Source organism: Virgibacillus byunsanensis (assembly GCF_042675965.1).
In the GTDB taxonomy this organism is placed as follows: Bacteria; Bacillota; Bacilli; order Bacillales; family Amphibacillaceae; genus Virgibacillus_R; species Virgibacillus_R byunsanensis.
In genome coordinates, this window is record NZ_JBHTKJ010000034.1 from 1 (window position 1) to 26,885 (window position 26,885).

Annotated in this window: 23 protein-coding genes; 15 read left to right on the top strand and 8 right to left on the bottom strand. The window is 35.5% G+C overall.

Going from position 1 to position 26,885, the window contains the following annotated elements; genetic code table 11:
* Nucleotides 1-78: 78 nt before the first annotated feature.
* On the bottom strand, nucleotides 79-603 hold the full coding sequence (locus ACFQ3N_RS12690) for a CBO0543 family protein (protein ID WP_390362902.1): 525 nt from the start codon (nucleotides 601-603) through the stop codon (nucleotides 79-81).
* 329 nt (nucleotides 604-932) lie between these two features.
* On the opposite strand from ACFQ3N_RS12690, the gene ACFQ3N_RS12695 reads away from it, so the two are divergent.
* The 4 genes from ACFQ3N_RS12695 (at nucleotide 933) to ACFQ3N_RS12710 (ending at nucleotide 3,168) form a co-directional block, all read left to right on the top strand.
* Nucleotides 933-1,073 carry a hypothetical protein gene (locus tag ACFQ3N_RS12695; protein ID WP_390362903.1) on the top strand — a complete coding sequence of 47 codons (141 nt, stop codon included), beginning with the start codon at nucleotides 933-935 and terminating at the stop codon, nucleotides 1,071-1,073.
* A gap of 108 nt (nucleotides 1,074-1,181) precedes the next feature.
* Entirely contained in the window at nucleotides 1,182-1,649 is a 468-nt protein-coding gene (locus ACFQ3N_RS12700) for a hypothetical protein (RefSeq protein WP_390362904.1), read from the top strand.
* A 127-nt stretch (nucleotides 1,650-1,776) separates the two neighbouring features.
* Nucleotides 1,777-2,181: a hypothetical protein gene (locus ACFQ3N_RS12705; protein WP_390362905.1), complete on the top strand. Its 405-nt coding sequence runs from the start codon at nucleotides 1,777-1,779 to the stop codon at nucleotides 2,179-2,181.
* 48 nt (nucleotides 2,182-2,229) lie between these two features.
* A complete protein-coding gene (locus tag ACFQ3N_RS12710) occupies nucleotides 2,230-3,168 on the top strand; it encodes an aldo/keto reductase (RefSeq protein ID WP_390362906.1) in 939 nt (312 codons plus the stop codon).
* A 128-nt stretch (nucleotides 3,169-3,296) separates the two neighbouring features.
* Here the strand turns inward: ACFQ3N_RS12710 and ACFQ3N_RS12715 are convergent, their stop codons facing one another.
* The gene (locus tag ACFQ3N_RS12715) at nucleotides 3,297-4,184 is read right to left on the bottom strand and encodes a glycine betaine ABC transporter substrate-binding protein (RefSeq protein ID WP_390362907.1); all 888 of its coding nucleotides are present in this window, start codon (nucleotides 4,182-4,184) and stop codon (nucleotides 3,297-3,299) included.
* Nucleotides 4,185-4,834: 650 nt separating this feature from the next.
* Nucleotides 4,835-5,320, bottom strand: a complete 486-nt coding sequence (locus tag ACFQ3N_RS12720) for a hypothetical protein (RefSeq protein WP_390362908.1) — start codon at nucleotides 5,318-5,320, stop codon at nucleotides 4,835-4,837.
* 358 nt (nucleotides 5,321-5,678) lie between these two features.
* On the opposite strand from ACFQ3N_RS12720, the gene ACFQ3N_RS12725 reads away from it, so the two are divergent.
* Nucleotides 5,679-6,203 (top strand): CBO0543 family protein, encoded by a 525-nt coding sequence (locus ACFQ3N_RS12725; RefSeq protein ID WP_390362909.1) that lies wholly within the window; start codon nucleotides 5,679-5,681, stop codon nucleotides 6,201-6,203.
* 230 nt (nucleotides 6,204-6,433) lie between these two features.
* On the opposite strand, the gene ACFQ3N_RS12730 is transcribed toward ACFQ3N_RS12725, so the two are convergent.
* From ACFQ3N_RS12730 to ACFQ3N_RS12745, 4 genes are all read right to left on the bottom strand, one after another.
* Nucleotides 6,434-7,366, bottom strand: coding sequence for a fumarylacetoacetate hydrolase family protein (locus tag ACFQ3N_RS12730; RefSeq protein WP_390362910.1), 933 nt, complete (start codon nucleotides 7,364-7,366; stop codon nucleotides 6,434-6,436).
* A gap of 430 nt (nucleotides 7,367-7,796) precedes the next feature.
* On the bottom strand, nucleotides 7,797-8,369 hold the full coding sequence (locus ACFQ3N_RS12735; RefSeq protein WP_390362911.1) for a DJ-1/PfpI family protein: 573 nt from the start codon (nucleotides 8,367-8,369) through the stop codon (nucleotides 7,797-7,799).
* A gap of 359 nt (nucleotides 8,370-8,728) precedes the next feature.
* Nucleotides 8,729-12,193, bottom strand: coding sequence for a hypothetical protein (locus ACFQ3N_RS12740; RefSeq protein ID WP_390362912.1), 3,465 nt, complete (start codon nucleotides 12,191-12,193; stop codon nucleotides 8,729-8,731).
* Between the two features lie 103 nt (nucleotides 12,194-12,296).
* The gene (locus ACFQ3N_RS12745) at nucleotides 12,297-12,725 is read right to left on the bottom strand and encodes a cell wall hydrolase (RefSeq protein ID WP_390362913.1); all 429 of its coding nucleotides are present in this window, start codon (nucleotides 12,723-12,725) and stop codon (nucleotides 12,297-12,299) included.
* A 295-nt stretch (nucleotides 12,726-13,020) separates the two neighbouring features.
* Here ACFQ3N_RS12745 and ACFQ3N_RS12750 point away from each other — a divergent pair, with 295 nt between their 5' ends.
* The 7 genes from ACFQ3N_RS12750 (at nucleotide 13,021) to ACFQ3N_RS12780 (ending at nucleotide 22,622) form a co-directional block, all read left to right on the top strand.
* A complete protein-coding gene (locus ACFQ3N_RS12750; RefSeq protein WP_390362914.1) occupies nucleotides 13,021-16,287 on the top strand; it encodes a sigma factor-like helix-turn-helix DNA-binding protein in 3,267 nt (1,088 codons plus the stop codon).
* Nucleotides 16,263-18,302 carry a DEAD/DEAH box helicase family protein gene (locus ACFQ3N_RS12755; protein WP_390362915.1) on the top strand — a complete coding sequence of 680 codons (2,040 nt, stop codon included), beginning with the start codon at nucleotides 16,263-16,265 and terminating at the stop codon, nucleotides 18,300-18,302. The genes ACFQ3N_RS12750 and ACFQ3N_RS12755 overlap by 25 nt, the downstream gene beginning before the upstream one ends.
* Entirely contained in the window at nucleotides 18,289-18,462 is a 174-nt protein-coding gene (locus tag ACFQ3N_RS12760; protein ID WP_390362916.1) for a hypothetical protein, read from the top strand. Before ACFQ3N_RS12755 ends, ACFQ3N_RS12760 begins: the two co-directional genes overlap by 14 nt.
* Nucleotides 18,459-20,486: an AAA family ATPase gene (locus tag ACFQ3N_RS12765; RefSeq protein WP_390362917.1), complete on the top strand. Its 2,028-nt coding sequence runs from the start codon at nucleotides 18,459-18,461 to the stop codon at nucleotides 20,484-20,486. The genes ACFQ3N_RS12760 and ACFQ3N_RS12765 overlap by 4 nt, the downstream gene beginning before the upstream one ends.
* A gap of 3 nt (nucleotides 20,487-20,489) precedes the next feature.
* Nucleotides 20,490-20,942 carry a hypothetical protein gene (locus ACFQ3N_RS12770; protein ID WP_390362918.1) on the top strand — a complete coding sequence of 151 codons (453 nt, stop codon included), beginning with the start codon at nucleotides 20,490-20,492 and terminating at the stop codon, nucleotides 20,940-20,942.
* Between the two features lie 146 nt (nucleotides 20,943-21,088).
* Nucleotides 21,089-21,802 carry a hypothetical protein gene (locus ACFQ3N_RS12775; protein WP_390362919.1) on the top strand — a complete coding sequence of 238 codons (714 nt, stop codon included), beginning with the start codon at nucleotides 21,089-21,091 and terminating at the stop codon, nucleotides 21,800-21,802.
* A gap of 88 nt (nucleotides 21,803-21,890) precedes the next feature.
* Nucleotides 21,891-22,622 (top strand): PmeII family type II restriction endonuclease, encoded by a 732-nt coding sequence (locus ACFQ3N_RS12780; RefSeq protein ID WP_390362920.1) that lies wholly within the window; start codon nucleotides 21,891-21,893, stop codon nucleotides 22,620-22,622.
* Nucleotides 22,623-22,677: 55 nt separating this feature from the next.
* On the opposite strand, the gene dcm is transcribed toward ACFQ3N_RS12780, so the two are convergent.
* Nucleotides 22,678-24,030 carry a DNA (cytosine-5-)-methyltransferase gene (gene dcm, locus ACFQ3N_RS12785; protein ID WP_390362921.1) on the bottom strand — a complete coding sequence of 451 codons (1,353 nt, stop codon included), beginning with the start codon at nucleotides 24,028-24,030 and terminating at the stop codon, nucleotides 22,678-22,680.
* Nucleotides 24,031-24,553: 523 nt separating this feature from the next.
* Here dcm and ACFQ3N_RS12790 point away from each other — a divergent pair.
* Genes ACFQ3N_RS12790 through ACFQ3N_RS12800 form a run of 3 tightly spaced genes read left to right on the top strand, consistent with a single transcriptional unit; the run spans nucleotide 24,554 to nucleotide 26,704 of the window.
* Nucleotides 24,554-25,246, top strand: coding sequence for a DUF1538 domain-containing protein (locus tag ACFQ3N_RS12790; protein WP_390362922.1), 693 nt, complete (start codon nucleotides 24,554-24,556; stop codon nucleotides 25,244-25,246).
* Nucleotides 25,243-26,013, top strand: coding sequence for a DUF1538 domain-containing protein (locus tag ACFQ3N_RS12795; protein WP_390362923.1), 771 nt, complete (start codon nucleotides 25,243-25,245; stop codon nucleotides 26,011-26,013). The genes ACFQ3N_RS12790 and ACFQ3N_RS12795 overlap by 4 nt, the downstream gene beginning before the upstream one ends.
* Nucleotides 25,967-26,704, top strand: a complete 738-nt coding sequence (locus tag ACFQ3N_RS12800) for a P-II family nitrogen regulator (RefSeq protein WP_390362924.1) — start codon at nucleotides 25,967-25,969, stop codon at nucleotides 26,702-26,704. The genes ACFQ3N_RS12795 and ACFQ3N_RS12800 overlap by 47 nt, the downstream gene beginning before the upstream one ends.
* The last annotated feature ends 181 nt before the right edge of the window (nucleotides 26,705-26,885 follow it).

Here is a 26,885-nt window from a genome sequence, read left to right on the forward strand (position 1 = left end):
ACGATTACCCAAGAAGCCCCCACTTCAAGCAACCCGTAAGGGTGGTAAGTGGTGGGAGTAGTTCACTCTCCAATTTGGTTATTTAAGTACCGAGAATGGCACATCGAAAATCCACCACAATCCGAATACGATTGGGATAACAAGAAGCCATGCTACTATAGGGTTTTTGTAATGAATCAATAGCATCGGAAACATCATCAACGTAAATGCAATATCCCAGCCATAATTCCAGCCATTATGATAGGTAAGTCCGCCAGCATAATTAAAGAAAAACTCAGACATATTATAGATAACTATCCACAAAATAATAGAAAGTATTTGTTGCTTTTTCTCAGATGTCATCCTGCCAAGAAACACAGCAATTGTGACCGGATATTGAATGGACATTCTTCCTATTGCAATCAGCGTATGGTTTAACCCTAACCCCTCATCAACTGTGCCTACTGGGTGAAACATCCACATCGTATAGTCAAAAAGCAGAAACTGATAAAGTAGATCTCCAATTATAAAAAACAGAAGTGTGGGGTAAAGCCTTTTGAATTCTTTCCACACACCAAATTTCCAACCTATAAACACATATATTAGTAAAAATAGAATAGTCATATTATTTCCTCTATAGTCACTTATTTTAAAGCTATTACTATCTTTTCCGTGGATTAGTAATACTATGTAATCAAGAAATTAATAAGATATATAATTTAGCTGGTTTAGTGAACACTACTTAAAAATGGAAAGTGAGAATTATGACTAATCATCATCCCATGCTCGTAGAACTGAAATAACTCTCTTATGGACCACATATATCCAAGATTGCTAAAGCATTTCCATTTAACAAAGGAAGAAACGGATCTAGACCCGATCATCTCCTATGCCCTTAAATGTTCCACTACGCATCAAAAACAGATTTTCGATTTATTTAGGTAGAAAACATGATGGGGATCGGTATAAGTAATTACGGTGCAGCCATAGCCGTTAGTTTACGAAAGGGCCTAGGACTTTACTATGCCAGGCTATTAGCTAAACTTGGAAGATATGCAGAGGGTTTGGGTGAGTTGATGGTTAAAAATAAGTGAATGGAAAAGACCCCGCAAATAATAAGTCGTGAGGAATTAGTGAATAAAAAGCAATAACGTTCAATTGATACTTTTTTGTACTAACAAAAAATTCAGGTGGTGGAAATTTTGCTAAATGAAATCTTACTATGGATGTCTTTAATTGCTCCTTGGCTATCTCTGTTCCTAATGAAAACTGGAGCAATTAAGCGTTTTATGCCAGTTGCTATATTTGTTACGTTATTACTCATGATCATTTATGAAATAGCTTATACCTATGATTGGTGGAAACTAAAAGAATATATTTTACCTTGGGGTTATATAACGCATGGTTCATTTGCTTATGGTCTGTTTTTAGTTGGAACAATCTGGATATTTTATTTTACATATCACAATTTCAAAATTTATATGATAACCAATATCATTATTGATGCCATGTTTGCATTTGTTTTCCTACCATTAACAAATTGGTTAGGTATAAATGAGCTTATTAAGATATCAAACTGGGGTGTATATTTAATAATGCTCACACTGGCTGTCATTATTTATCTTTACCAACGTTGGCAAGAAGGCATTTTTAAAGAAGATTTGAATTAATTCATTTCCAACCAAAAATTATAAAAGCAAATGGGTTTTTATGTTAAAATAATTGTAAGAAAATTACGACGTCCATTATAATAGAAACAGCACACATTTTTGGATTTTGAATGGGGGGGACTTTGCTTTGAATAAAACATATATTTATCTTATGGGATTAATCGGTTCTATCATAGGAATCCTTGGTTCTATTATTTGGATTGCTCTAGGACCTTCTTTTTTAGGTGGAAAGATTGATTCAAACCTTACAGATGATGCTTTAGAAACTGGTTTACTAATTGCAGTAATTCAAAGCGCTATAACGATATCATTTTTTATTGTCACATTAGTAAAGTCAACACCCGATCATTTGGATAACGAACTGAAGAAAACGGGAACATGGTTACTAGTAGTAGGAATAGGAAATAGCTTAGTAAATTTATTTCAGTTACTCCCTGGCATTTTGTTAATTACAGCTGGCATATTTTCCATAAGAGAAGCAAAAATGGTAGATAATGATAGACCGATAGAACCTGATCAAAGCAGGATTTGATCAGGATTACATATTTTAAATGAAAACTTATAAAAAGGATGGGTTACAATGGTTCAAAAGATTGAGTTAGGAAAAACAGGATTACATATTCACCCAATTGGATTAGGTGCCAATAAGATTGGGGAAGAAAATAAAGAAACGAACACCGAATATGGTGGTAAAATTATTGAATCTGCAATGGAAAACGGGTTAAACTTTATCGATACTGCTTTTTTATATGGAAGAGGACTATCAGAAGAGATTATTGGGAAAACATTGAAAGAAAACAAATGGAGAAACAGTGCTGTAATAGCAACAAAAGGATCACATAAGTATGTTGGGGATGACGTAATTGTCGATAATTCACCTGATTTTCTAAATGAAACAGTCGATCAAAGTCTAAAACGGCTGCAAACCGATGTAATTGATCTTTTCTATATACACTTTCCTGATGAAGGTACACCAAAATATGAATCTATCGGTGCACTGCAGCGATTAAAAGAAGCCGGAAAAATTCGGGCGATAGGTGTTTCCAACTTTTCTATGAACCAATTGAAAGAAGCAAATCAGGACGGCTATCTTGAAGTTGTTCAGGGGAACTACAATTTGCTTGATCGTTCTGCGGAAAAAGAACTCTTTCCTTATCTAATAGAAAATGACATCTCGTTTGTCCCATACTTCCCGTTAGCTTCTGGATTATTAGCAGGGAAATACAACAAAGATACAATACTTTCTGAGCGTCAAAAGAAAAAGCCACAATTTCAGGGAGATGAATACCTTAAACACTTGGCGAACGTAGAAAAAATTAGAGGTATCGCCAACAAACACCATGTAGAAGTTGCTCATGTTGTTCTTGCGTATTATTTAACCAAGAACCCGATTGATTCCGTTATTCCTGGTGCAAGAAATTCAAAGCAACTAATCCATAACTTAAAAGCAGCAGATGTAGAGATTTCTTCAGAAGATATGGAAACAATTGATCAAGTATATCCATTACATTACAATTAGTCTATTAGAAAACTTGGCTTATCGCCAAGCCTTTGTTGCACTTAGATATCTTTTAAACATAATAAATGCTCCCCTTTAGTAACCAAATTAATTAAAGGGGAGCATATCATTTTTAGTATTCAATGTACTTACTCTGCAGGTTCAAAATCTTCAAGGGAATCAACTTCCATATATGCTGGCACAGCTAATCCAATCTTGGTACCTTCATAGCTTGGTCCTAGATCTATAAATCCACCCTCATGTTCCTTATATAAAGCACCATGCGTCGTAGGCACCCAAGGAGAAAGAGAAGCGTCAGCATCACCTGTTGAAATTGACTCGAACAAAACAGCTGGATCAATTGGAGTAAGCGTAACTTTATATCCTTGTTGTGCCAATACAATTTTAGCTACGTTTGCTGTAAATAATTCTGAACTCCAAGGAGTTGAAACTAATTCTATTGGTGTACCATCTACTGGTTCTACTCCTTCTGTCCATTTTGCAACTGCTTCTTGATTTTCATCCGCCCATTGCTGTGCTAACGCATCCATCTCTAATCCTTCTTCATTAGCTGTTAGCAAGGCTGATTCTATGTCTGATACTTCCCAATGGAATCGATCAAGAATCGTATAAGCATTTGGCAGTTCATCTTTTAAGCCTTTTCTTACAATTGTTGCAGCATGTTGTTCCTCTCCAAAGATACCTTTAGGATCCTCTAAGTATTTTAGATCCCATTTGGCAAACATATAATGAGGTGACCATGCTGTAATCATAATTGGTTCTTTGTTATCAATAGCTTCAGCTAAGGATGATAACATTGCTCCTGTTGACGATGTTTGTTGTTGCCAACCATCAAGATTTTCATACTCGGCTATAACCTGGTTATTCAGTTCCGTTTGTCCGGCACCAGGTTCCAGACCAGTAATTGTATAATCCATTTGTTCACTAGCGCTTTGTTGTTTTTCTTCTCCACAACCAGCTACTACAAGGGATAAAGATAAACCAGCAATTATCCCTAATCTGTTCCAGTTAAACATGTGTAATACACTCCTTTAGTTACTATTGCTACGATTTTTCTGCTATGTAGCAATTTCTTCAGTTGTCTTTAATGTTCTATGCCACCGAGATTAACAGTACCCCCTATAGAAAGCCCTTAAAAAACACAACTATTATAAATGATATATCTTCTTTACGTAATACCCAAACAGCAAAAACCGCTATTATTGTTCTATAGTATAAAAGTTTAAGATTTACAACCCTCTCAAAGGGTATAACGGATGATTCTTTCATTTTTCTCTATCTTACACCCTTCTAAGCTAGTTGATTTTGTTTTTGATAAAAAATGAACCGGTTTTAGGAGGAGGATTTTGTATGTTTGACAACAAGTTGCTTGTGAAATTTGTACCTAAAAGTAACGGGGGCTTATCTTAATAAAGGATAGCACCATTTATCTATCTAGCAGGTTAATAAAGAAAGGAAAGTATTGAGCTTCCAAATGCTTGTTATACAAGTATGTTAAATGATATAAAATACATTTGAAAGTAGGTCATAAAATGAAAACTGAGTAAGAAACAATAAGAAAAAGCTAAACTGTAATTGCTCAGCCTTAGTAGTACCAGAGCAATTTAGCTTCCATTTTCTTACCTTTTTTCTGCTTTTTATCTTTTCTATTATTGTCCATATATCTCTAGGTCCTTTTCTGTGTTTGGTGTAATTTCTGTTCGGTTGGTTGGTTTTTATCTAAAATTAATTGGAACCCATAATTCGCAAATGCATAACCTAACGAAAGTAAAAAAATATGAATCGGTTTAATTTTATTTAATTTATAGAGATTTATTTTTTCAAAAAATGTATTTAATGGATACGCAAGTAAATAATTCAATATTAAATTAAGAAGAGTATATAACCAAAATCTCCCATAAGTTAGACGAAATATCCAAAGGCACCCTATAAAATAAGGTCCAAAAGTAAAAGTTAGTCCATTATTGGCTATCGTTTTAATACCGCCCTTTGCTTTCCACCAGTTTCGAGGAGCCCCTAATAGATATTCTGTTAAAATAATTATAGATGAAAAAAGTGTAACCGGTAGGTATTTAAAAAACGACTTTTTAGGGAGAAATAAAACAGTGCCCCATGATATTAAAATCAATCCAATACGAAAAAAACCTAGCATTTATATGTCCCCTCCTTTATTTATTTTTATTTTCTCAAAAAACCAAATTATTATGTGAAATATAAAAATAAAAGGTACACATTGTTAAACTTATTGAAGGGGTTTGGTCCAATATCGATATTGAATGGGATTATGTAAAAAGAGAAACAAGAGAGAATATTGAGTATGTTTGGCATTAAACTTATTAAAAGAGTGGAACAAGGAGTTGTCGATGTGGCAGCTCCTTGTTTGCTAAAGAGGCATTAAGTGAAAGAAGTGTATATTTTTACAGTTTTTTTGTAATGAGGGTGTAGTTCTATTTGATAATTATCCATTAAACTGGAAATAGTAATAGCTAAAATGATGATGAGGCGTATGTATGCACTTTTTGTATAATGTTTTGTTTTTATTAGCAGGGTTCAAATGGGGAGATTGGAAAAGATGGAGATATTATTATCCGACTATCCTTTTTTTAATTTGTGTAGATTTGCTAAAAAATTTCCTGCTTTATGATTATCGGATGTGGACGTACCAAGAAACTTTTTTTGGTGAGAATATATTACAAAATCACACTTTTATTAATCTTGTGATTATGGCTATAGTGTACCCTTCGACTGTTTTAATATACCTTGGTCGCTTTCCACAAGAAAGGCGAAAACAAATTTTTTGGTTTTCATTATGGATATTGATCTATTGGATTGTGGAGTACATCAATCTAACATATTTAGATTTGATAAACCATCATAATGATTGGAATATGTGGTGGTCGTTCCTGTTTCTGATTGTAATGTTTTTAATGCTAAAAATTCATCATAAAAATCCATTATTGGCTTGGGGGTTATCTGTAATTTTCATTCTCATTTTGTGGATTGTATTTGATATTCCAGTTGAAACACTAAAGTAAAACCATGTACTTACTTTATGAATTAATGTTTGTTGAAATTATACACTTAAAGTCAACTGATGATTTAGTTTAACAACAGAAATTTAGGTAGAAAATGGCTTGGAGAAATATCCAATGCCATTTTTTACTTTGAATTTAATAATGTGATTATAGGTGTGATTTAACTTGTGATTCACTATTTTGGCACCTCACAAGTGAACCCGTTAGGAATGTTACCAGTCTTTTTTTATCTACCGTTCTACTACTTTATTCTCCATCTGACCGATTTTTTCGATCTCGAGTGTTACCACATCCCCATCTTGTAAGAACTGCGGAGGTTTCATGGCAACGCCAACGCCATTAGGAGTTCCTGTAAGAATTAGATCCCCAGGCTTTAGCGTAATAAGGTTTGAAATGAATTCAATCAGAAAAGGAATATCAAAAATCAACTGATCTGTAGTGGATGACTGGCGCTCTTCCCCGTTTACAAGTGAACGAATGGATAAATTACTAGGGTCACCCACTTCATCAGCTGTAACGATCCATGGGCCAACCGGCGTACTGTTGTCAAGCGTCTTTCCTTGTAACCATTGAGGCGTTCTTTTTTGCAAGTCACGGGCAGATATATCATTGCCAATCGTGTAGCCTGCAATATAGCCGAGGGCATCTTCTCTTTTTACGTGAGACGCTTCTTTTCCAATAACCACTGCAAGTTCAACTTCATAATCAAGTTTCTGAGTAACATCTGATTTCTCAATCGCATCTTCAGGGCCAACGAGTGCATTAGAAAACTTTGAAAATAGTACTGGAAAATCAGGTACATCACTCTGCATTTCAGCTGCATGTTCAGCATAATTTTTCCCGACACAGATAATCTTTGATGGTGATGGAATTGGAGTGGATACATATACTTCCTCCACGTCAAAGCTGATACCTTCTGTATTATGTCTTTTTACAAGCGTGTATGCTTCCCTTGCTTTATCGAATACATCATTCCCTGCAGTAAAGAATTGTGTTGGATCAGCTGGAAATATATTTTGTAGGTTATTAGCTAAATCTTTTTCTTGCTTAGAGAGAAGTAATTGACGATATGCTTCCTGAAGATCAATTACTTTCTCATTCAACATAAAGCCAACTCGAAGTGGACTTGGTTTTCCTTTTATTTTATAGCTAATTAGTTTCATGATTATAACCTCCATAACACGTTTAAAAACGTTTTCTTTTATTACCTATTCTATCAAACTGGTGAATTATCCTCTTTTTAAATAGCTGTTTTGGTAAAGATTGTTACTATTGAGAGAATAGATATAAACTGTGACGTAACTGCTTGGTTGATTTCCGCTACGGGCAGTCGCTTTCCGCGGGCACGGCTTCAGCCCTCCGAAGCGGAAAACCACCGCTGCGGGGTCTTCAGACACGTGCTGTTCCCACAGGAGTCGACTGCCCTCCTCTCCAATCAACCATCATAAAAGTGGTAGTCTGTGTTATAAAAACGAAATGATAGCAGTTCTTTAATGATGGGCGTTATACCAGCGGCGGAAAGAAAACAGCATTTAAACACAAAAATAGCGAGTTGGTATGTGATCCAACTCGCTATCTTAATGTATTGCTCCTCTATAGAACGTGTTTATCTGCTTCACGATTTACTTGATCAGTAAATTCTTTCATTAGTCCTGGTAAATCAGGCCAAGCATGACCAGATATTAAGTTCCCATCTATGTGGTTGGATTCACTAATATAGGTTGAACCTACTGCTTCGACCTCTGGTTTGCAGGCAATATATGCCGTTAATTCGCGACCTTTCATATGCTCTTTTACCGTTGTTAGCACTAGACTTGCATGGCAGACAGCAGCTATTGGTTTGTTCGCTTCAAAAAAGTGACCCACAATCGCTGGTACATGTTCGTTCAAGCGTATATGCTCTGGTGCACGGCCTCCTGGGATAATTAATCCATCGTACTCCTCAGGATTAATGTCCTCAAAACTAGCATCCGCTTCAATCATGTAGCCACCTGTTTCTGTGTATGTTTCCCAGCCAATGAAGTCGTGAACAACTGTATGGAGCTTTTTAACTGAAGATGCAGCAATGGTAGTTTCATAACCTTCTTCCAAACAACGAAAAAAAGGATAATAAATTTCTAACGATTCTACAGCATCACCAGCGAGAATTAAGACTTTTTTAGACATGAAAATTACCTCCTGAATCTAGAATTATTTACGTTATATACTATATTCCAGTTTAGACAGGGATAGTCCATATCACGATAAAATTATTAATGTTTTACTCTGCATCCTCAACAAACCGTGCTACATCTTCTCCACAATGTTTACATTTTCCTTCGAGGATAACTCCATGATCGTCATTTTGAAGCGAGTAATCCACAATGGTGGTTTCTCCACAATCTGAACAGAAAACATTATGAATAAGTTGCTCTTGAAAATTCTTAGGGATTTTTGACCACTTTTTTGCAGCTTAAAAATCGACAACTGACATTTATAGAACCACCTTTTTCATATTTCGTATACTTTAGATTTTACAACATCTTTCATTCCCACTTTTTAATCTTCTGAATGACTTTTTTATTAACGATAGACAGCCATGTATCTTTTCCATCCGACGTTTTTTGCTTATGCCATTCATTATAGCTTGCCACAGCAATTAATATAGAACCCGCAATTAGCAAGTACATCCACCATGGGAGATTCCCCCAGTATGGTCTTGTTTGTAAAAATACGTTTAATAGCAATACCCCAAATCCAACAAAGAAAAACGACTTAATTTGATACTTCATCCCACCAAGAACAGACAGAAGCGCGAGTACCCCTACAATCAGCGCATCGTAAATAGTTGAACTCGCCATTCCATCCTGGATCAGGAGTAAGGAAACTAAAATCAATATGACCCATTGTATATGGTGAACAATTGCTTGAAGTGATTTATCAGTAATCTTCTTCAGGTAGATTACCAGAACTACCCAAGTCAACACAAACAGTTCTCTTTCGAATAACGCTGGTATATCACTCTGAACAAGTACGGTGTAATAAGGCTGGAGTATAAAGATACATGCTAAAAATACAATCCATTTTGGCGCAACAAACAAAATCCGCTTTCGTTGCAATACTAGATTGCCAGATATAAGTAGTCCCGGCAGTACCATTGTCCATAACGCTTCAGTGGACCAGAGATACAAGCCGCATATTGCTAGGAAACCTACAATGGTGTACCAATCAACAGTTGGCATCTTCTTTTTTACATTCTGAATAAGAGAAGGATAAATCAACATCCCAACGATCGTAACGATCACAACAAAGACAAGTCCTGTAGTCTGCATGGAATATGCCCAGTCCAAACCTGGAATATATACATTCATCCCATAATAGATGATAAGAAGCGGAACTACATTGAAAATGTCCCACTTTTCTTTATGCATCACCACTAATATAGCAATGGCATAAAGCGTTGTAACCACAAATGGAACCAAGTTATACGGGTAGATCGAGAAAAAGGTAATGATACCAATTACAGAAAATGGAACAACATAATAGGCAATCCTTCGTGTCCATGATCCCTTACTAATATACCATGCTACTATAAGCATTGCGCTAGTTAATAAGAATGCGTACGGAATATGATGAGTTACTTCCAATAAGTGCAGTGCCAGACTAATGACGACCCACAAAGACGTGAAACCTGCGTATAAAAAGGTACTAATCATCCAGCCAACAGTTGCCTTTTGTACACTCACGCCATAAATAACAGTAGCAACAAAAAATGCCCAGATTGCCATATCACCAGAGATCAGTAAACTAATTAGTAATGAAAAAGGTAAATAAATGTGACCTGTCCACCAGAAACTTTTCATGAGCTTTCTGTCCAGATTTCCGATAATCAACCCTGTGCCTAACAGCAGCAGTGCCCCTATCACAAACTGCAACGACTCATATACTTCTGATTGAATGTTGAATTCAGTAAAAACCGCGAATAATATTGTAAGATAAAATAATAGCGAAATGCTACTTATCATATAAGGCATAAAAATCCATTTGGTTTTTCTATATAATAGATAGGCCATTCCTATCCCACCAAGCACAATTAGTGAGCGTATCAGGGCATCGAAACCAAATGTAAAGGTTCTCCAAATTCCTAAAGCGTAAAAGCCATGAGCAACAAAAAACGAATGATCGTAAAAGGGTCTTCGTTTGAGCTGCCTCCATAAAAGACTTACAAGAAGTACGATTATTCCCGCAAAAACAAAATTCCCAGCTTCCATTGGATATGAGTAGTGAGCGAAATTATCTACTACACTCCCGGAAGTATATGTGGTTACAGCAAGACCAATCGACAACGCATGTACCCACGATGCAAATGCTGTACCCGTAAAAAAGGAACGTTTTTCAAATGGTTCCATGAATAATGTAGCTACAGCTAGCATCAGAAACATAGTGCCAACCTGCCAGCTATTTGTGAATCCATAACTACCAAGAATACTAAATAGCATTACAATGCCACCCACGTCTCTTGAACTCCGTTTGATCTGTTGGAAGAAACCAAGCGTCATCAAACACCCGAAAACGACGTATAGGAAAAAGCCAGCTATAAATAATGGTAAGCCTAAATTCACATACCCAAACCAATCCTGAGCTATTAAGACCGTTTCGTATAATGCCGCCATCAAAAACAGTGGACTCAAATAAATAAATAGAGTTCGTTTTACACTATTTGCTAAATAGGCGAAATTTAATGCAATAATGACATAAGCAATCAACAACACAATAGAAGGCTCGTTAAAGTTCAGAAGAATTCCTTCAAAACTTATATAAAGAAAGGCAAAGAAAGAAACAATAGCACTTGTATACTGAAAAGCTTTCTGTAATGAAGGGCTATCCTTTAAAAATACCGGTAAAGCTATAAATACAAAACCTAGCAACGCATACGCAATCGCTCCAATCTCGTTCAACATAGAAAACTCGATCAATTGAAATGCACCATACACTAACATCGCACTAAACACCATGTGATATCCCTTGTGATTCGTCACAAAGATCATGGCAAAGTAAATAATAGCCGTAAGTAACAAATTAAAACTGTAAATCAACTCATGTTCATAAAACACGAGCATCAGTAATGTGGAAAGTATTAAGTTCGCCTGAATATACAGGACAAATTCTTGTGTGAACAGCTTAAATCGTTCCTGTTTTCTCAGAAAATGATACCCTATTACAAGTGCTGCATTAAATACCATAATTCCCAAATAAAACCCATCTACAGGTAAGTGTAAAGAAGCAATCGTAAACCCTGCAAAAACGGTAAAGGTTATGTACGAAAACCATACAAATAACCTGGCAGTCAATTTCACAGACAAAAGAAGATATACAGGTAAAATGACTAAACTGCCTATTGCTCCATATAGATACTTCCCCTTACCAATGGAGAAATAAGAACCAAATAATTCAAAATAACCCGCCGATAGAATAACGATAGGAAGAAATAAACTTCCAAGTACATGGAAGGCAAAAGCAGTTTTCGCTATTTTTAAAACACGTGTCGTAAAATAAGCAAGTCCGAAGAATAGAAGTGAAACAAGAGCGATAAGTCCTGTTTTCTTCCAGTCTGTCAGCGTATCCCACGTGCTCGTAGCAAGCACTAAACCTCCGATCAATAATAAGACAACACCAAGAACTAGAGACCACGTAATATTACGTTCACGGACTTCCTGTGGTGATAATGTTTTCTTTACTTTTTTCGGTTCAGGAAGTACTGCTTTTACCTGTTCAGCTTTTCCTTTTTCATCATGTTCTTGTTCATTTTCTAGATTCAGATCAGCAACGTACTGACTATGAGCTTGTAAAACGTCTTTATATGTATCTTCTTTTATGTATTGTTTTTCTTTTAGTTTTTTTAGTTCTTCTTTTACAATTCTTCGTCGGTGTTCATCTTGTTCCAAAATCATCACCTCATTTGTAAAAATACAATCACCTTTTATCATATCAATATTTGTGTTAAGATTCATCAAAATTTCAAACTTATCTGGTGAAAAAGACAAAAAGACCAGCAATAAACCCATCGCCAGTCTTTGATAAACTTATCTGATTACTTTTATAAGTTACAATTAGTTAAAACGTATTATACACATCTTCACATTCTTCTCCGGTTGGCTGATAAAAACAGTGTAGTTTATATCTTCCCACTAGGGGTTGGTCATACCAAGTAGGCGGACAATCACCAGGAGGTCTGAAATACCATAAACTATACTTAGCAGGCCAGCGCCTTTCCCCTTTAATAGCTCTACGTGCCAATCTTCTTTCACTCTCTCTTGCTCTTTGATAAAACATTCCAAATTCAATCGCTTCAAAAGCCCTTGGCTGGAAAATCACTTCCTGTATGGTACGTACATCTTCAAAATCCGAACAAACAACCCTAGCTCTATTTACGGTTACAGCACCAACATGCATCATACCTAATTTTCCTTCTCCTACAGCTTCTGCTCTAAGCAGTCTTGCCAAGAGGTTGATATCTTGGTTTGTATGCTTCACAACTGCCATAATTTCACCTCCGTTTATCGACCTTCCTATATAAATATCACCTATCAGCTAATATAGTGCCTGTACTGACGAAAATAACATGTATTTTTATAACAACTTTATGTATTTCCCAAATACCGCCCACCATAGGTTGCTGATCACTTTATTGGAAAACAATTTCCTTATTTTACATATTTCAAAATTTATAAATGAATGTTGACAATTTGATAAACTTGTTTCAAAATTAATATAGTGTACTAGAATAACTAGAATACTAGTTATGTACAATCTCGTTGAATTTTTAATGGAGGTAACTATGAAAGATTTTATATTAATTCCATCTATCATTAATGATATTGCATATATACATAGTCAACATTTAGCGGATATCTTATCCAAAAGTGAGGTCCAGGGAAATAAAATTCCCCTGGACTTCATTAGGTTGCTTTACAAGGAGAATCCGGAAAAATTCTTTAAAGTAGTTGATGAGCTATCTCTTAGAGGATTTCAATTCTTCACTGAAAAACCAAATAATATACTGCCTAACTTCACGCCTGATTTTTCTAGTTATATGGAAGTTGAAAGTAACCATGATTATTTTAAAAACCTGAAGCTGCACCGTTTAGGAATCTCTGGTTTTATAAAACGTTTTAACATTGATAATGATTTGTTTTTTAATAAGATTCCATTAAATGGATTCACCTTTATGAACGCTTCCATTGATCAGGAATCCCTTATGGATGAATTAAAAAGTGCAGGGTTCGAAATAAAAACAACTCAAGCATCACCAGCAGACAAACCCCAAACCGAATACAGTTCAACATCTGATCCCGAACCAAGGCCTTACGATAATAATGTACGTATAGACCAAGCGTTTGAAGATAGCAAGTACAATACATTCAGACGTTTTTGTTATCAAAACAAATTAAAGACCATAGGTGAATTAACCCCAGATCATATTAACACGTATAAAAATGCGAAAGGGGTAGGTGTTCAAAAGTTCCAACTGGTTAAAGAACGATTAAAATCTTATCAGATTGGTGAAGTAGAGCCCACCGATCCTGAAGATCGTGTTGTAAAGCTGGAAAACAAAATTGCAGGAGAAGTGGAACCGAAACAGATCCTATTCGAAAATAAATTTACATTGTTCGTTACGTTTTGTGAGGAAAACGGACTGAAAACGATCAATGAAATAAAAAAGAAACATATTACAGCGTTTTCCAACCGCCCTCAAGTTGGAGCTAAGAAAGTTCGGGATGTAGAAAATGCGTTAACAGATTTTGCAAAAACTGCTGACTCAAGCGTACCAACTTTCTTTACTGCTGGTAATTTATTGGAACGCATTCAATACATGGATGTAGTCGATTTACTTGAAAGCTATGGTTTTAACAGTGGCAGTAATTCAGCACTAAAAATAGTAGACATCGAGGGAGAATATTTTGCAGATCTGGTAGATGTTTTCGACCCGCACACGCTTATACAGCTTTCTAATAAGCTTAAGAATCAAAAAAGCCCTCAGTTAATAGCTAGCGATACTAAAAATGCTTTGACGGAGAAAGAATTAAAAGTACTTGAATTACGCTTTATTGATAAGGTAACGCTTGAAACTGCTGGTCAACAGTTTAGTGTTACACGAGAGAGAGTTAGGCAAATTGAAAGAAAAGCGATTCGGAAAGTTAGTAATCATTTAACCGCTCAGAAATTTGTCTTTATTATAAAACTACTAGCACCAAATAAGTCCTTTATAACATCGAATGAATTTATTGACTTTATTGGTACAGACAACGCTTATTTGCTTAATATATTTAAAGCCCAAAACGACTTATTCTCCTATTACGAGGAACTAGACGTCTTCTTTTTCCCAGAAGCCGAAAAAGACAAAATCATTAACAAGCTAGAAGAAATTTTTACTGACTTGCCAGATATATTTTATTTTCATGAATATGAAAATTTATTAGAAGAGTCACTTGAAAATGTCGGAATAAATATTGATGAGACAGGTTGGAAAACTATTCTTGAAAACTTTGGATTTCAAAAGTTTGGGAAGGCCTTTTCAAGAAGTAAAATAACCATGCTTGATATCCTTGAACAGCTATTCAAAAAACATATCAAAGGTTCTTTACGGATTGATGATGACGCTGTTGTTCCATTAAATGAACTATCTAAACGATACTTTGACTCCAATTTAGGTGATTCGGCAAGGGCAATTGAAGCGAGGCTTAGATATTCACGGGACGTTTTGTTAGTTGGAAAAAATACCTTTCAATGGTTCGATCATGATCATTTTGATGAATCATTAATGAAAGACATAGACACGTATATGAAACAGCAGTTTGAGTATGTACCAACTATAAATGTTGCAGAAATATTTGAGGTGTTTGCGGAAAAGTTAGCACCCTTTAAGATAACGAATAAACTCCACCTGTATTCCTTGATCAGATATTATCTTGGTGATGAGTACAGTATTGGAAAAGGAAATACACTTAATATCTTCCTTGATGATGAGAACAAATTGAATATAGAAGATACGGTAATTGCTACCGTTAAAAATCTGGGTGGTACATGTACAAAAGAAGAGCTTGAAAAAATGTTAAGGTGGCAGCGATACAAAATCGACTTAGCTATTTCCTCTTCCGATAAGCTTATCCCTTGGGGGACAAATAAAGTTAAGCTGTTTGATGATCTACAATTATCTGATGAGCAGGTATCGGAATTAAGTAAATTGGTAGAATCCAGCTTAAAGGAAGGCTATACAACTACATCTATTATTTTTGAAGAAATGTTATTTAACAAAAAGCTCTCACCTGTAATTCATGAAAAGGGAATTGATGAAAATGGTAAATTGTCTGCGATTATCAAAATATTAAATCCAACGATACGTGGCCATATGAATTTCCTATATCACAAAGACAGCACCATTACGAGCTTTGAAGAAGCTATAGCATACCGTTTCACAGGAGAAACACCACGGGAGGAAATAAAGAGATTTATAATCGAGCACGGATATAAAGAATTGATGGCTTCTATCTTCTTAGAAAGGATCGTAGAACAAGACTATTTTGTAGAAATAGATTTAGGTATCTACTATCCAACAAACAACTTTACCATTCCGGAAGAAGCAGTAACAAGCCTTACTTCTCTAATCGAATCGCGTATGGGTGAAAATGGATTTATTTCGTTAAGTAATCTAGAAGGTTATAAAGGTAACCTTCCTTCTATCTCATTTAGATGGAACCCGTATTTGATGAAGAGTATTCTATTAAACCATGGTTACCGCCATATTAAAAAAGAACATCATGATTATCGCTATGATCAAATCATTCTCGTGAAAAACGAAAGTAAGATCGATCGTTTCGAGGAACTTATTCACCACATTTTAATGAATGAATATAAGGGAAACATGCATGAATCTACAGTTTATGACTTTTTAGCTACAAAAGGGATTGTGCGGAAAAAAGATTACATTCATGAAAAAACGTTACCGTATGAAGTAAGGAAAGAAAGTAAGCTTGTTAACGTTGATGAACTAGGAATTGTAACCGTAAGGCAGGTGGAACCATGTCATTCCAGCAACTCGATTTAAAATATAAATACCGTTCGTCACACGATCAAATCTATTCGGACTTTTATCAAAAATGTCTGCGTGAAGCAAACCAGTATGATCGGGCTGTTGGTTATTTTACCAGTAATAGTTTAAGTGTTCTTGCAAATGGCCTTGATGTCTTTTTGGAAAAAGACGGTGTGATTCGAATTATTGCTAACCCCTACCTAACGAAGCAGGATGTCGATGCTATTGAGTTGGGTTACAAAGCCAAGCAAGATGTCATTACCCAAGCCATGCTGAGACAAATTGAAATGAGTGAAACAACTATTAAAGAAGATGCCTTTAATACACTGGCATGGTTAATATATAACGACAAACTGGAAATAAAGATTGCTTTTACTAAAAACAACAGTCTCTATCATGAGAAGTTTGGCATCTTTTATGACGATGCTGGTGGGAAGATTGCTTTTTCAGGATCTGCTAATGAAACCGCTGGTGGGATAAGGGATAATTTCGAAAAAATAGATGTCTTTTGGAATGCGAATGATAGCGAACGAATAGATGACATGTCCAATGATTTTGAGGATCTGTGGAATGATTCCACTCCTGGCCTTACTGTCATGGAAGTACCTACTATTATAAAAGAGAAATTTGCCAGCTACCGGATAGAGAGCAAACGACCATCTACTAAAAAACAAGCGATTAAGCCAAGGCCATATCAAGAAGAAGCGATCCAGGCTATAAAAGACAATAACTGGCACGGTATTTTAGAAATGGCCACTGGTACTGGAAAGACAATTACTAGTTTACTGGTAACAGAAGAGTACTTTAAACAACAGGGAAGAATTTTCTTAGTTATTATCGTTCCCTTCACCCATTTAGTTGAACAATGGATTGAAAACTGTCAGATGATGGGATATACAAACGTGACGAAATGCTTTGGGTCCAAGAAATCCTGGAAAAACAAGCTACAAACCGATGTACGAGACTTTAATCTCGGGATCGTTGAGAAGCATATTGCCATTACGACGTACAAAACAGCTGCGTCAACTGACTTTAATGATCTAATTGGTAAAATAAAAGGGAAATCGTTTTTAATCGCTGATGAGTGCCATTACTTTGGTGTCAAAAGCTTGCGTCAGCATAAATTATGGGGAATGGACGCTAAGATTGGATTGTCTGCTACACCTGAACGATGGTGGGATGAGGAAGGAAGTGCCTATATAGAATCTTTCTTTGGCCCTGTAGTCTATGAATATGATATGAAAACAGCAATAGAAAATGGGGCACTAACAGAATATTCCTATCATCCATTACAAGTAGACCTTACCGATGATGAATTGGATAGATACGAAAAACTAACGAAGCGACTGATCCATTTATATAGTGATGAGAAAGCCAATAAAGATGAGATCAGTGAAGTGAACCGAAAGCGCAGTCTCATCATTAGTAAAGCCGAACAGAAAAAGGAACTCCTTTATTCCATCTTTAAAAATAAACAGCGCGCGGACGTCTCTCACACATTAGTATACTGTGCACCTGGTGAAGTCGAGGTTATCACAAAAGACCTTGCTGATTTAGGGTATAAAGTACACCGATTCGATTCAGAGGTGAGCCTTTCTGAACGGATGAAAATATTAGAAGCATTTGATAAAGGTTCGATCCAAGTATTAATTGCTATTAAATGCTTAGATGAAGGTGTGGATGTGCCAAGTACAAAGGAAGCCTACTTTTTGGCTAGTACGTCAAACCCCAGGGAATTCGTACAAAGAAGAGGACGAATCCTACGTGCACACCCGAATAAAACGGTGGCAACGATACACGATTTCATCGTATTACCAACACTTGCTAATGATCAAATGTTTAAAGCCATAGCTGCTAAAGAATTACCTCGATTTGCTGAGTTCTCGCAATATGCAATCAACAACTATAAAGCAAGAGAGGTTATTGGGGAGTATTTAAAGCCTTATTACCTGGAATACCTCATGGATAAAAAGCCATGGGATGTATACAGAGAATTTCAAAACATGGAGGTACAGAATGAAAACGACTAAAGAATTGGACCAAAAAATAAATGAATTCCCAGGAGAGCTATCTAAATTAGCTAAACTGCTAATGGATGATATTCAAGGTGGGAATCTATCTAACAATCAAATAGAAGAAAGAATACGCCAGGAAATCAAAGAGCTTGTGTTGGAGGATGTTAAAGAATGAGACTAATAGAAATATCACTTCAAAATTTCAGACAGTTTTACGGAAAACAGGACATTACCTTTGCAAGTGGAGACAAGAACATCACCATTATTTTCGGTGAAAATGGTAAAGGAAAAACCGGTATTTTCCGGGCACTTATGTTTGGTTTGTATGGAAGCACACACATTCAACAAGATAATTCTAAAGAAAAGATACACTTAGTCAACTTTATCGCTCTTGATGAATCTAAGAACATGCCGGTTGAAGGAACGGTTCGTCTTTTGTTTGAACACAAAGGCATCAAATATGAATTACAACGAAGTGTAGAAGGTATCAAGTCTGGGGAGCTCATCAAAGAACGGATTAACACCGCACAGCTATACATGGTAGATGAAGTTGGAAACTACGGGGCAGAACCAATTGACGATGAAGACGAAATTAACCGAATTATGAACGATATCCTGCACGAGAGCATTAAAGATTTCTTCTTGTTTGATGCTGAAAAAATTGAAACACTAGCTAAAACCGATAAAAAAGTAAAAGAAGAAGTAAAAACAGGAATTATAAAACTATTGCACATTGATAAACTGGAAACAGCGATTACGTTGTTAAAAAAGCTACACACGGCAGAAAAGAAACGATTACTGCAAAACTCACAAAGCCTTGATCTAAACCAAAAGCAATATGAAATCGATACACTTTCAGAGGATATTTCAAAACTAGAAGAGTTAATTACATTAAAAGAAGAAAACAAAGTATCCTGCGCTAATGAAATTGAAGATATAGAGGCAAAGCTTGCAGAAAACGAAGGCGTTAGAAGAATACAAGAGAAATACAACGAAGTTAAAGAGAAGAAAAACTATGAATTACGTCTATCTAAAACAAAGAAAGACGAGATGAAAAACATCTTAGTCGCAAATGGGCCTAACCTAATTATGAAAGACACGTATCAATCGGTTAAAACGTATTTAGACCAGATACTTGTCGATCAACAAGACCTAATTCCGATCGAAGTTATTGAACGTTCATTAAATGAAGCGATATGTGCCTGTTGTGGAACAGATTTAGCAAGTAATCCAGAGCACCAAAAACAAGTGGAATACTTAAAAAATAATTTTAAACGTTCCAATTTAACGCCACTTATTTCTCTAATTACATCTAATGTACATGATTTTCAATTAACAGAAGTAGATACGTTGCATTCTATTAATGAAAACCTAACCGAATTTCGTGGCATTAAAAATAATGTGGAAGAGATTAATAAGCAACTACAGAACTACCAATCTGAAATACAGCATAAGGCACAGGAACAAGAGAACTTACGACACCTTGAAGCAACATTGAAAGATAAGAAACAAACCTTGCATGACCTTGGGGTAGATATTGAAAAAATGAGAGATAAAGCTAGTGAAAAAGATAAAACGATGAAAGCAGCAGACAAAGAACTCAACAGACTTCTCCGTCAAAACGAAAGTCTGAAAATTGATTCCAAAGTGCTTCAATACATTGAAGATCTACGCGAACAATTCGAAACAGTATTTAAAGAATACAGTGACGAAATGAGAAGGAAACTAACTGAAGAATCCACTGCTATATTCAAAGTTCTAATTGACCGAAAAGACAAAGACCTTATTCATAAGATCCATATCAATGAAAACTACGAAATAGATATTATTGGCTGGGATCAAGTGAATATTACACAAGACATCTCACAAGGTCAGCGCCAAGTAGTAGCTTTATCGTTTATTACAGCACTTGCAAAAATTGCAGCAGGAGACTCAATGGATATTAACTTCCCACTATTCATGGATACACCATTTGGTAGAATCAGTGGTACAAACAGGGATCAATTGATCGAAAACATCCCTAATCTAGCATCACAGTGGATATTACTACTAACAGATACTGAATTGTCCAGATCTGAAGAAATGAAATTCAAGTCCACTGACAAACTCGGTAAATGGTATAAATTAGATCAAATAGCAAACGGTCATTCAGAAATAGTAGAGCTAAATATTAATGAAGCAATGGCTACAAGGGGGTAAATCATGGACTTTTTAATGGAACAAGCACTTATTTATACAAGCCAAAAATATGAAGAAATATATATTCATTTTAATAGTAACTTTGACATGAAGTACCAGGATCTATTCATCATCTGTGCAAGTATTGGTTTCAAAAACAATAGAAAGACAACGATTGAAAACAGAGGTAGAGAATTCAGAACCAACTATTTCAATACCAGTCAAAAGGCAACTGCCTACTCGATCATTCTAAGCGACCCAGAACTAGGTAAAAACCTGGAACTATTCGAAGACAGTGAGTTCCGTCTAAATGCTAGAAAACTACTGCAAAGTTATGCAGAAGGTGGAATGGAACTACTCGTTGAAGAAGTATTCGGCAGTCGCTGGGACGGTAATAAACTAGATCCCCACTATACAGAATATGAAATTGATCTATTGGGGTATATATATGCAGATTCTAAGGCTGTGCCGTTTTAAAAGTTACTTAACAACCACTCTTGATTGAGAGTGGTTGTTTGTTTTCATATAAATTATATGGCAAGTTAAGCTATTCTGAGGCCTCTTCAAGTACTGATATTATGAAAATAAACATATAATATATAAAACTTTATGGGGGTACAGAGATGGCGAAATTTAAAAAATTGCTATCAAACAAAAAGATACTAATAGGTCTAGTAGCATTTATTATATTAATACTAGGATATGCAGTGGGTTCTGGAAGTGCTAAAGCGAACTTAGACGAGGGCAAAGTATCTTATGAAGCGTTACTATCAAAGATAGAACAACTAGAATCAACTATAAAAAACGTTGAATCAACAATAGAAGATAAGGAAAACGTATTAGATGAAGTTGAAGGTAAAGTGCAGGAAGCTAATGACAAATTAGATGAAGAAGAATCTAAGCTAAACAGTAAAAAAGACGAAGTAGATGAAATCTTTTCTTTAATTGATGAAAAAGAAGTATTTAGTAGCGATATCGAGGCATTACAGAAAGAATTGGATAATAAAAGTACAGAAGTAGATGAAATATCTTCTTTAATCGAGGTTAAACAATCAGAATTGGAAAAAATAGAGAACTCAATAGTTAAAAAGAAAGCAGAACCAATTGATCTACTATCAGGTGAATATATTGTTGGTAGTGATGTCCCAGCAGGTCGCTATCAAGCTACCAACGTAGGCCGAGGCTCAAACTTTGTTGTGTACAGTTCTGGTGGATCACTTAAGGTTAATACCATACTAGGAGATGACTGGGGTGACGGTGACTATGTATTTTGGGCAGAAGATGGTGATTTCATTGAAACTGCTGCTCAAGTTAAATTAATACCAATAGAGGATTAATCAACGAGTAAACTATAAATGTTAAGATAATAGTGGTAAAGTAAGTGATGAGGCAGAATTTTTTGAAAAAGGGGCGAAATTAATTTATATGAATCAGGAAAAATTAGAACAAGAAATCCTTGATAGCATAATAAAAAATTTCAAAACATTTTTTAGAGAGGAAATTGCTAAGAATCATTTAAAAAATACATCAAAACTTACTAAGTTGAATCAATTTAACCCAAACCCTTTCTTGGATACATATAAAGCCAGATTTCTAACTGGAAATGATGATGCACTAAGTATTGCAAAAGCATTAGTATACCCAAGAGTATTAGGCACATCTATAAACACTAGCTTTGGCCAACAATTGCAAAAATACTGCAGTCAAATTTTAGAGGGTTTTGCATCGACCACTTCCGGGATTGATATTGAATTTATTGATAAACTAGACGGGAGAAGAAAATACTGTCAAATTAAAGCTGGCCCTAACACAATTAATAGTGATGATGTAACTACTATAAAAGATCACTTTGCTGGTGTTAAAAACTTAGCAAGGACGAATAATCTTAATATCGGTTTAAATGATTTAGTAGTGGGAGTATTTTATGGTAGTACCGAACAATTGAGCACTCATTATAAAACAATAAACAAGGACTATCCTGTATTGGCTGGTGAGGAATTTTGGCACAGACTAACAGGTCATGCTGATTTTTATCATATTTTAAGTGATACTATGGGAGATATTGCATTAGAATACGATTCATCTGAGCTAATAGAACAAGTTATTGTGGATTTAGCAAAAGATATAGAGAAAAAACTATTTGATAATAAGAACTAAAATCAAATTAAAAGAGAGAAGGATTTATATCCTTCTCTCTTTTATATTTTTAACCTTAGTTTATTTTATTAAGAGTTTTAACAATAGATAGACCAATAGCCTTGGCCATATTAACTGGAACAGCGTTACCTATCTGCTTATAAGCATTAGAAGTAGAACAGTCAAATATCCATTCATCTGGAAAACTCTGAATTCTTGCATACTCTCTTACTGTAAAGGGTCTGGTTTCATCTGGATGACATCTTTCTGTTTGTTTTTGAGCAGGTGAACAGGTTAGTGTTAATGACGGTTCATCCCATGATAGCCTTCTAGCCATACCTGTTCTGCCTCCACCTGAATAGTAACTCTTTCCCATGTATTCCTTTGCTATCTCTGTAGGTAGATCCCTCCAGTAGCCTCCCGGCGGAACTAGATCAAGCACATTTTTTTTGGAATCAGGATATCTTGTACCATCAGATTCCGGTATATCTTGAAGGATGTCCTTTAAAGTTAGCTCATAGCCATATGGTTTTGGGAATAAATATTCTAATTCATCATAAATATTTACTAAATCATTTCTAATTCCTACTATGACAATTCTCTCTCTTTTTTGAGCTACATCATAATCCAATGCCCTAAGTATTTTATATTCTACTTTATAACCCATGTCTGAAAAAACATCTAGCATTACTTTTAAGGTATTTCCACCATCATGGTTTAATAATCCTTTAACATTCTCAGCCAGAAACATTTTCGGCTTTAACTCGCCTAATATTTTAGCATAATGATAGAACATAGTTCCCCTAGCATCCTGTAAACCACCCTTTTTTCCTGCATAACTAAATGCCTGACAAGGGTAGCCGCCTGATAATAAATCAAGCTCACCTATAGAAGGGACATCAATGTAATTTTCAATACCATTTTCATTTATTTTTACAATGTCCTCATTTATTATATTCCAATTGGGTCTATTTTTTTTAAGTGTTTTACAAGCTTGTTTGTCTATTTCAATATTTCCAACAGAATCAAATCCTGCATATTCTAGACCTAACCCTAAGCCTCCTGCTCCTGCAAATAATTCTAAAACTTTATATTTTTTACTTGCTACAGTATCTCTTACTTCGACAAAATCATGATCCTTGTTATTTTCTATATTTTTGTTATTGTTGTGTCTATAAATTACTTTATTAGTAGATCGGTTTTCATTCAAATCTAAATCAAATTCAAGTTGTTCAGTTATTTGATCAAGGTCAACATCAAGAACTTCACATAGTTTCATAGCATTAGATTTAATCGGGCTATAATTAGGAGAGAGTAGCATTGAAAGTTGGTTCTTGCTTACCCCTAATTGTTCTGCTAATTCTTTTTGAGTATGTATTCCTAGATTTTTCATTTGTTTTCTTACTTTTTCTTTACTGATCAAATACACTTCAAACCCTCCCTTATAAGTTAAATATTTTTTTAACTTATTATAGGGTTATTATAAACATACGTTCTATTTTCGTCAAATAATTACAGTTGTTTTATCCTCTTGACTCCTAAATCTCTTATTTACAACAACTATAACTTACATCAAGAAAATTATATCGATTTATCTCACCAAAAATTGGAGCCATTAGTTAAATCTGATAATGTTGGTTTCTTATATTCATTCAGTTTTTATGGTTAATACATTAATCATTACATTTAATTTATTTAACAACTATTAATAAACAGTTCATCCATAAACATTTCCGATTTATCAAAATTAGTGCTATAATTACTATTAAACCTTGTAGTTTTAACCTCATTTCAAGTCTACTATTCTACGAAACAATTAATACTAATTGCGTTTTTCCTTTTAGGTTTTCAAACATCATCGACACCAATGAATCAACACTATTTTTGATCCTTTTTCTCAATCCACATAGGTTACTCTCGGTTTTTCATACTTACATAGAAGGTGGTTTTACATGGACAATATAAAAGAAACCGTGCTAGAAGTTATTTTATCTATTGTACCAATTACAATTGTTATCACGATTTTGCAGTTTACATTGATTTGGCTTCCTATGGAGACGTTTATACAATTTCTGATAGGTGTCGGGATGGTAAGTGTTGGACTTATTCTATTTTTATTGGGCGTAAATGTTGGTCTTCTTCCTGTTGGGGAAATGATTGGTTCTGCGTTATCGAAAACGAAGAAGGTTTGGATGATTGTCTTTTTTGGTTTTTTGTTAGGTGTTGTTGTTACGATTGCAGAGCCTGACGTTCGGGTGCTTTCCTCACAGGTTGACGCGGTTTCGAGTGGGGCAATTCCTAAAAGTATATTGATTATTGCTGTTGCACTTGGGGTAGGCATTTTTGTTGCACTGGCTTTGGTGCGCATTATATTTAGTATTAACATTATTTATATATTAGCGATTGGTTATGGCATGATCTTTACGTTAGCTGCATTCACACCTTCGATTTTTGTTCCGATCTCATTTGACTCAGGCGGTGTAACGACAGGCCCATTAACTGTGCCATTTATATTAGCATTAGGTGTTGGTGTGGCATCTGTTATGAAAGGTAAATCCGCTTCAAGTGATGGGTTTGGTCTTGTGGCACTTGCTTCGATTGGCCCTATATTGTCGGTGCTGATTTTAGGAGTGATTTACGGATGACACTACACATATTTGAGGGATTTAGTGATGTACTATCGGAGGTTGCTATTGCCCTATTGCCACTCATTGGACTGTTTGCGTTTTTCCAGCTATTCTTTTTGAAATTAAAACGGCGAAAATTAATCGATATAAGTATTGGGTTTGTTTTAACATTTTTAGGTCTTTCTTTTTTCTTACAAGGTGTACATATTGGGTTTTTACCGATTGGGGAACTGATGGGTGAAAAACTTGGTGCTATCAAGTATACATGGATGCTGCTGCCGATTGGATTTGTTCTAGGATTCTTTGCGACCTATGCAGAACCTGCCGTTCAAGTTCTTATTGATCAGGTAGAAAAGGTGTCTGGTGGGTATATTCCGCAGAAGGTTTTACTGTATACCGTATCAATAGGGGTTGGCTTATCCATCGCACTGTCCATGATTCGTATTATTTATGGCATTTCCCTATGGTATTTTATACTGCCAGGATATATAATAGCACTGATTATGATAAAGTATTCAACTAAAACCTTTACATCCATTGCCTTTGACTCTGGCGGTGTGGCTACTGGACCGATGACTGCTACGTTTATTCTAGCTTTATTTGTTGGTATTGCCTCCGTTACAGAAGGGCGTGATCCGCTTCTTGACGGATTCGGTATGGTTGCACTGGTGGCGTTGGCTCCTATATTATCTGTATTAACACTCGGTATTCTGTACAGTAGAAAGGAGAAGGGTCAGTATGGCAAAGACGAAACAAGGGCAAAAGTTAATCATCACGATCGTTAAGAAAGAAAAAGCCAAAAAGGTCATACAGGCGTCCAAAAAGGCTGGCGCAAGGGGTGGTACTACACTCTTAGGCAAAGGTTACAGACTTGATGACAAGAAAAGATTCCTTGGCGTACCAGTGGAACGAGAAAGAGAAATCATATTAACACTTGTTCCTGAATCTATTTATCCAGATGTGATGAATGCTGTTGTTGACTCCGTAAAATTGAATAAACCAAGACAAGGGATTGGTTTTGTTATAGATACGAAAAAAGTGACTGGAATTTGTCATATGTTAGGCTTGGATGAAACTGAAAGTGAAGAAGTCAGTGATGAAGGTGTTGATGTTAAAATGGCAGAGCAAAAAGTGATGTATGATTTGATTGTTACGATCGTTAACAAAGGCGACTCTGACGATGTAATTGATGCTTCTAAAAAGGCTGGTGCTGAGGGCGGTACTGTTTTGAGTGGCCGTGGTACTGGAATTCATGAACAGGCAAAACTGTTCAATATATTGATTGAACCAGAAAAAGAAGTCGTTTTAACTCTTATCAGTAAAGATAGAACGAAGGAAGTACTAAATTCGATTGAAGAAGATGCTGAGTTAAATAAACCTGGAAAAGGCATTGCCTTCGTATTGGATGTTGATCAAACCGTAGGCATTAATCATGTGTTAAACAAGATGGTTAATGAGAAACTGGATGATAACTAAAATAAAGTAAAGGTGTCAACGAGGTCGACTCGAGACACCTTTTTTGTGTTAGTAGAGAAAGTATAATTTTGCAGTCAGGTATGTTTATCTACAGAATCAGCCACGTCCAGCTCCAGTACCCAGTGACTAGTGGACTTCCTTCTCCTCCTTACGATAAGTCAACATTGATTCGCTAACGCTC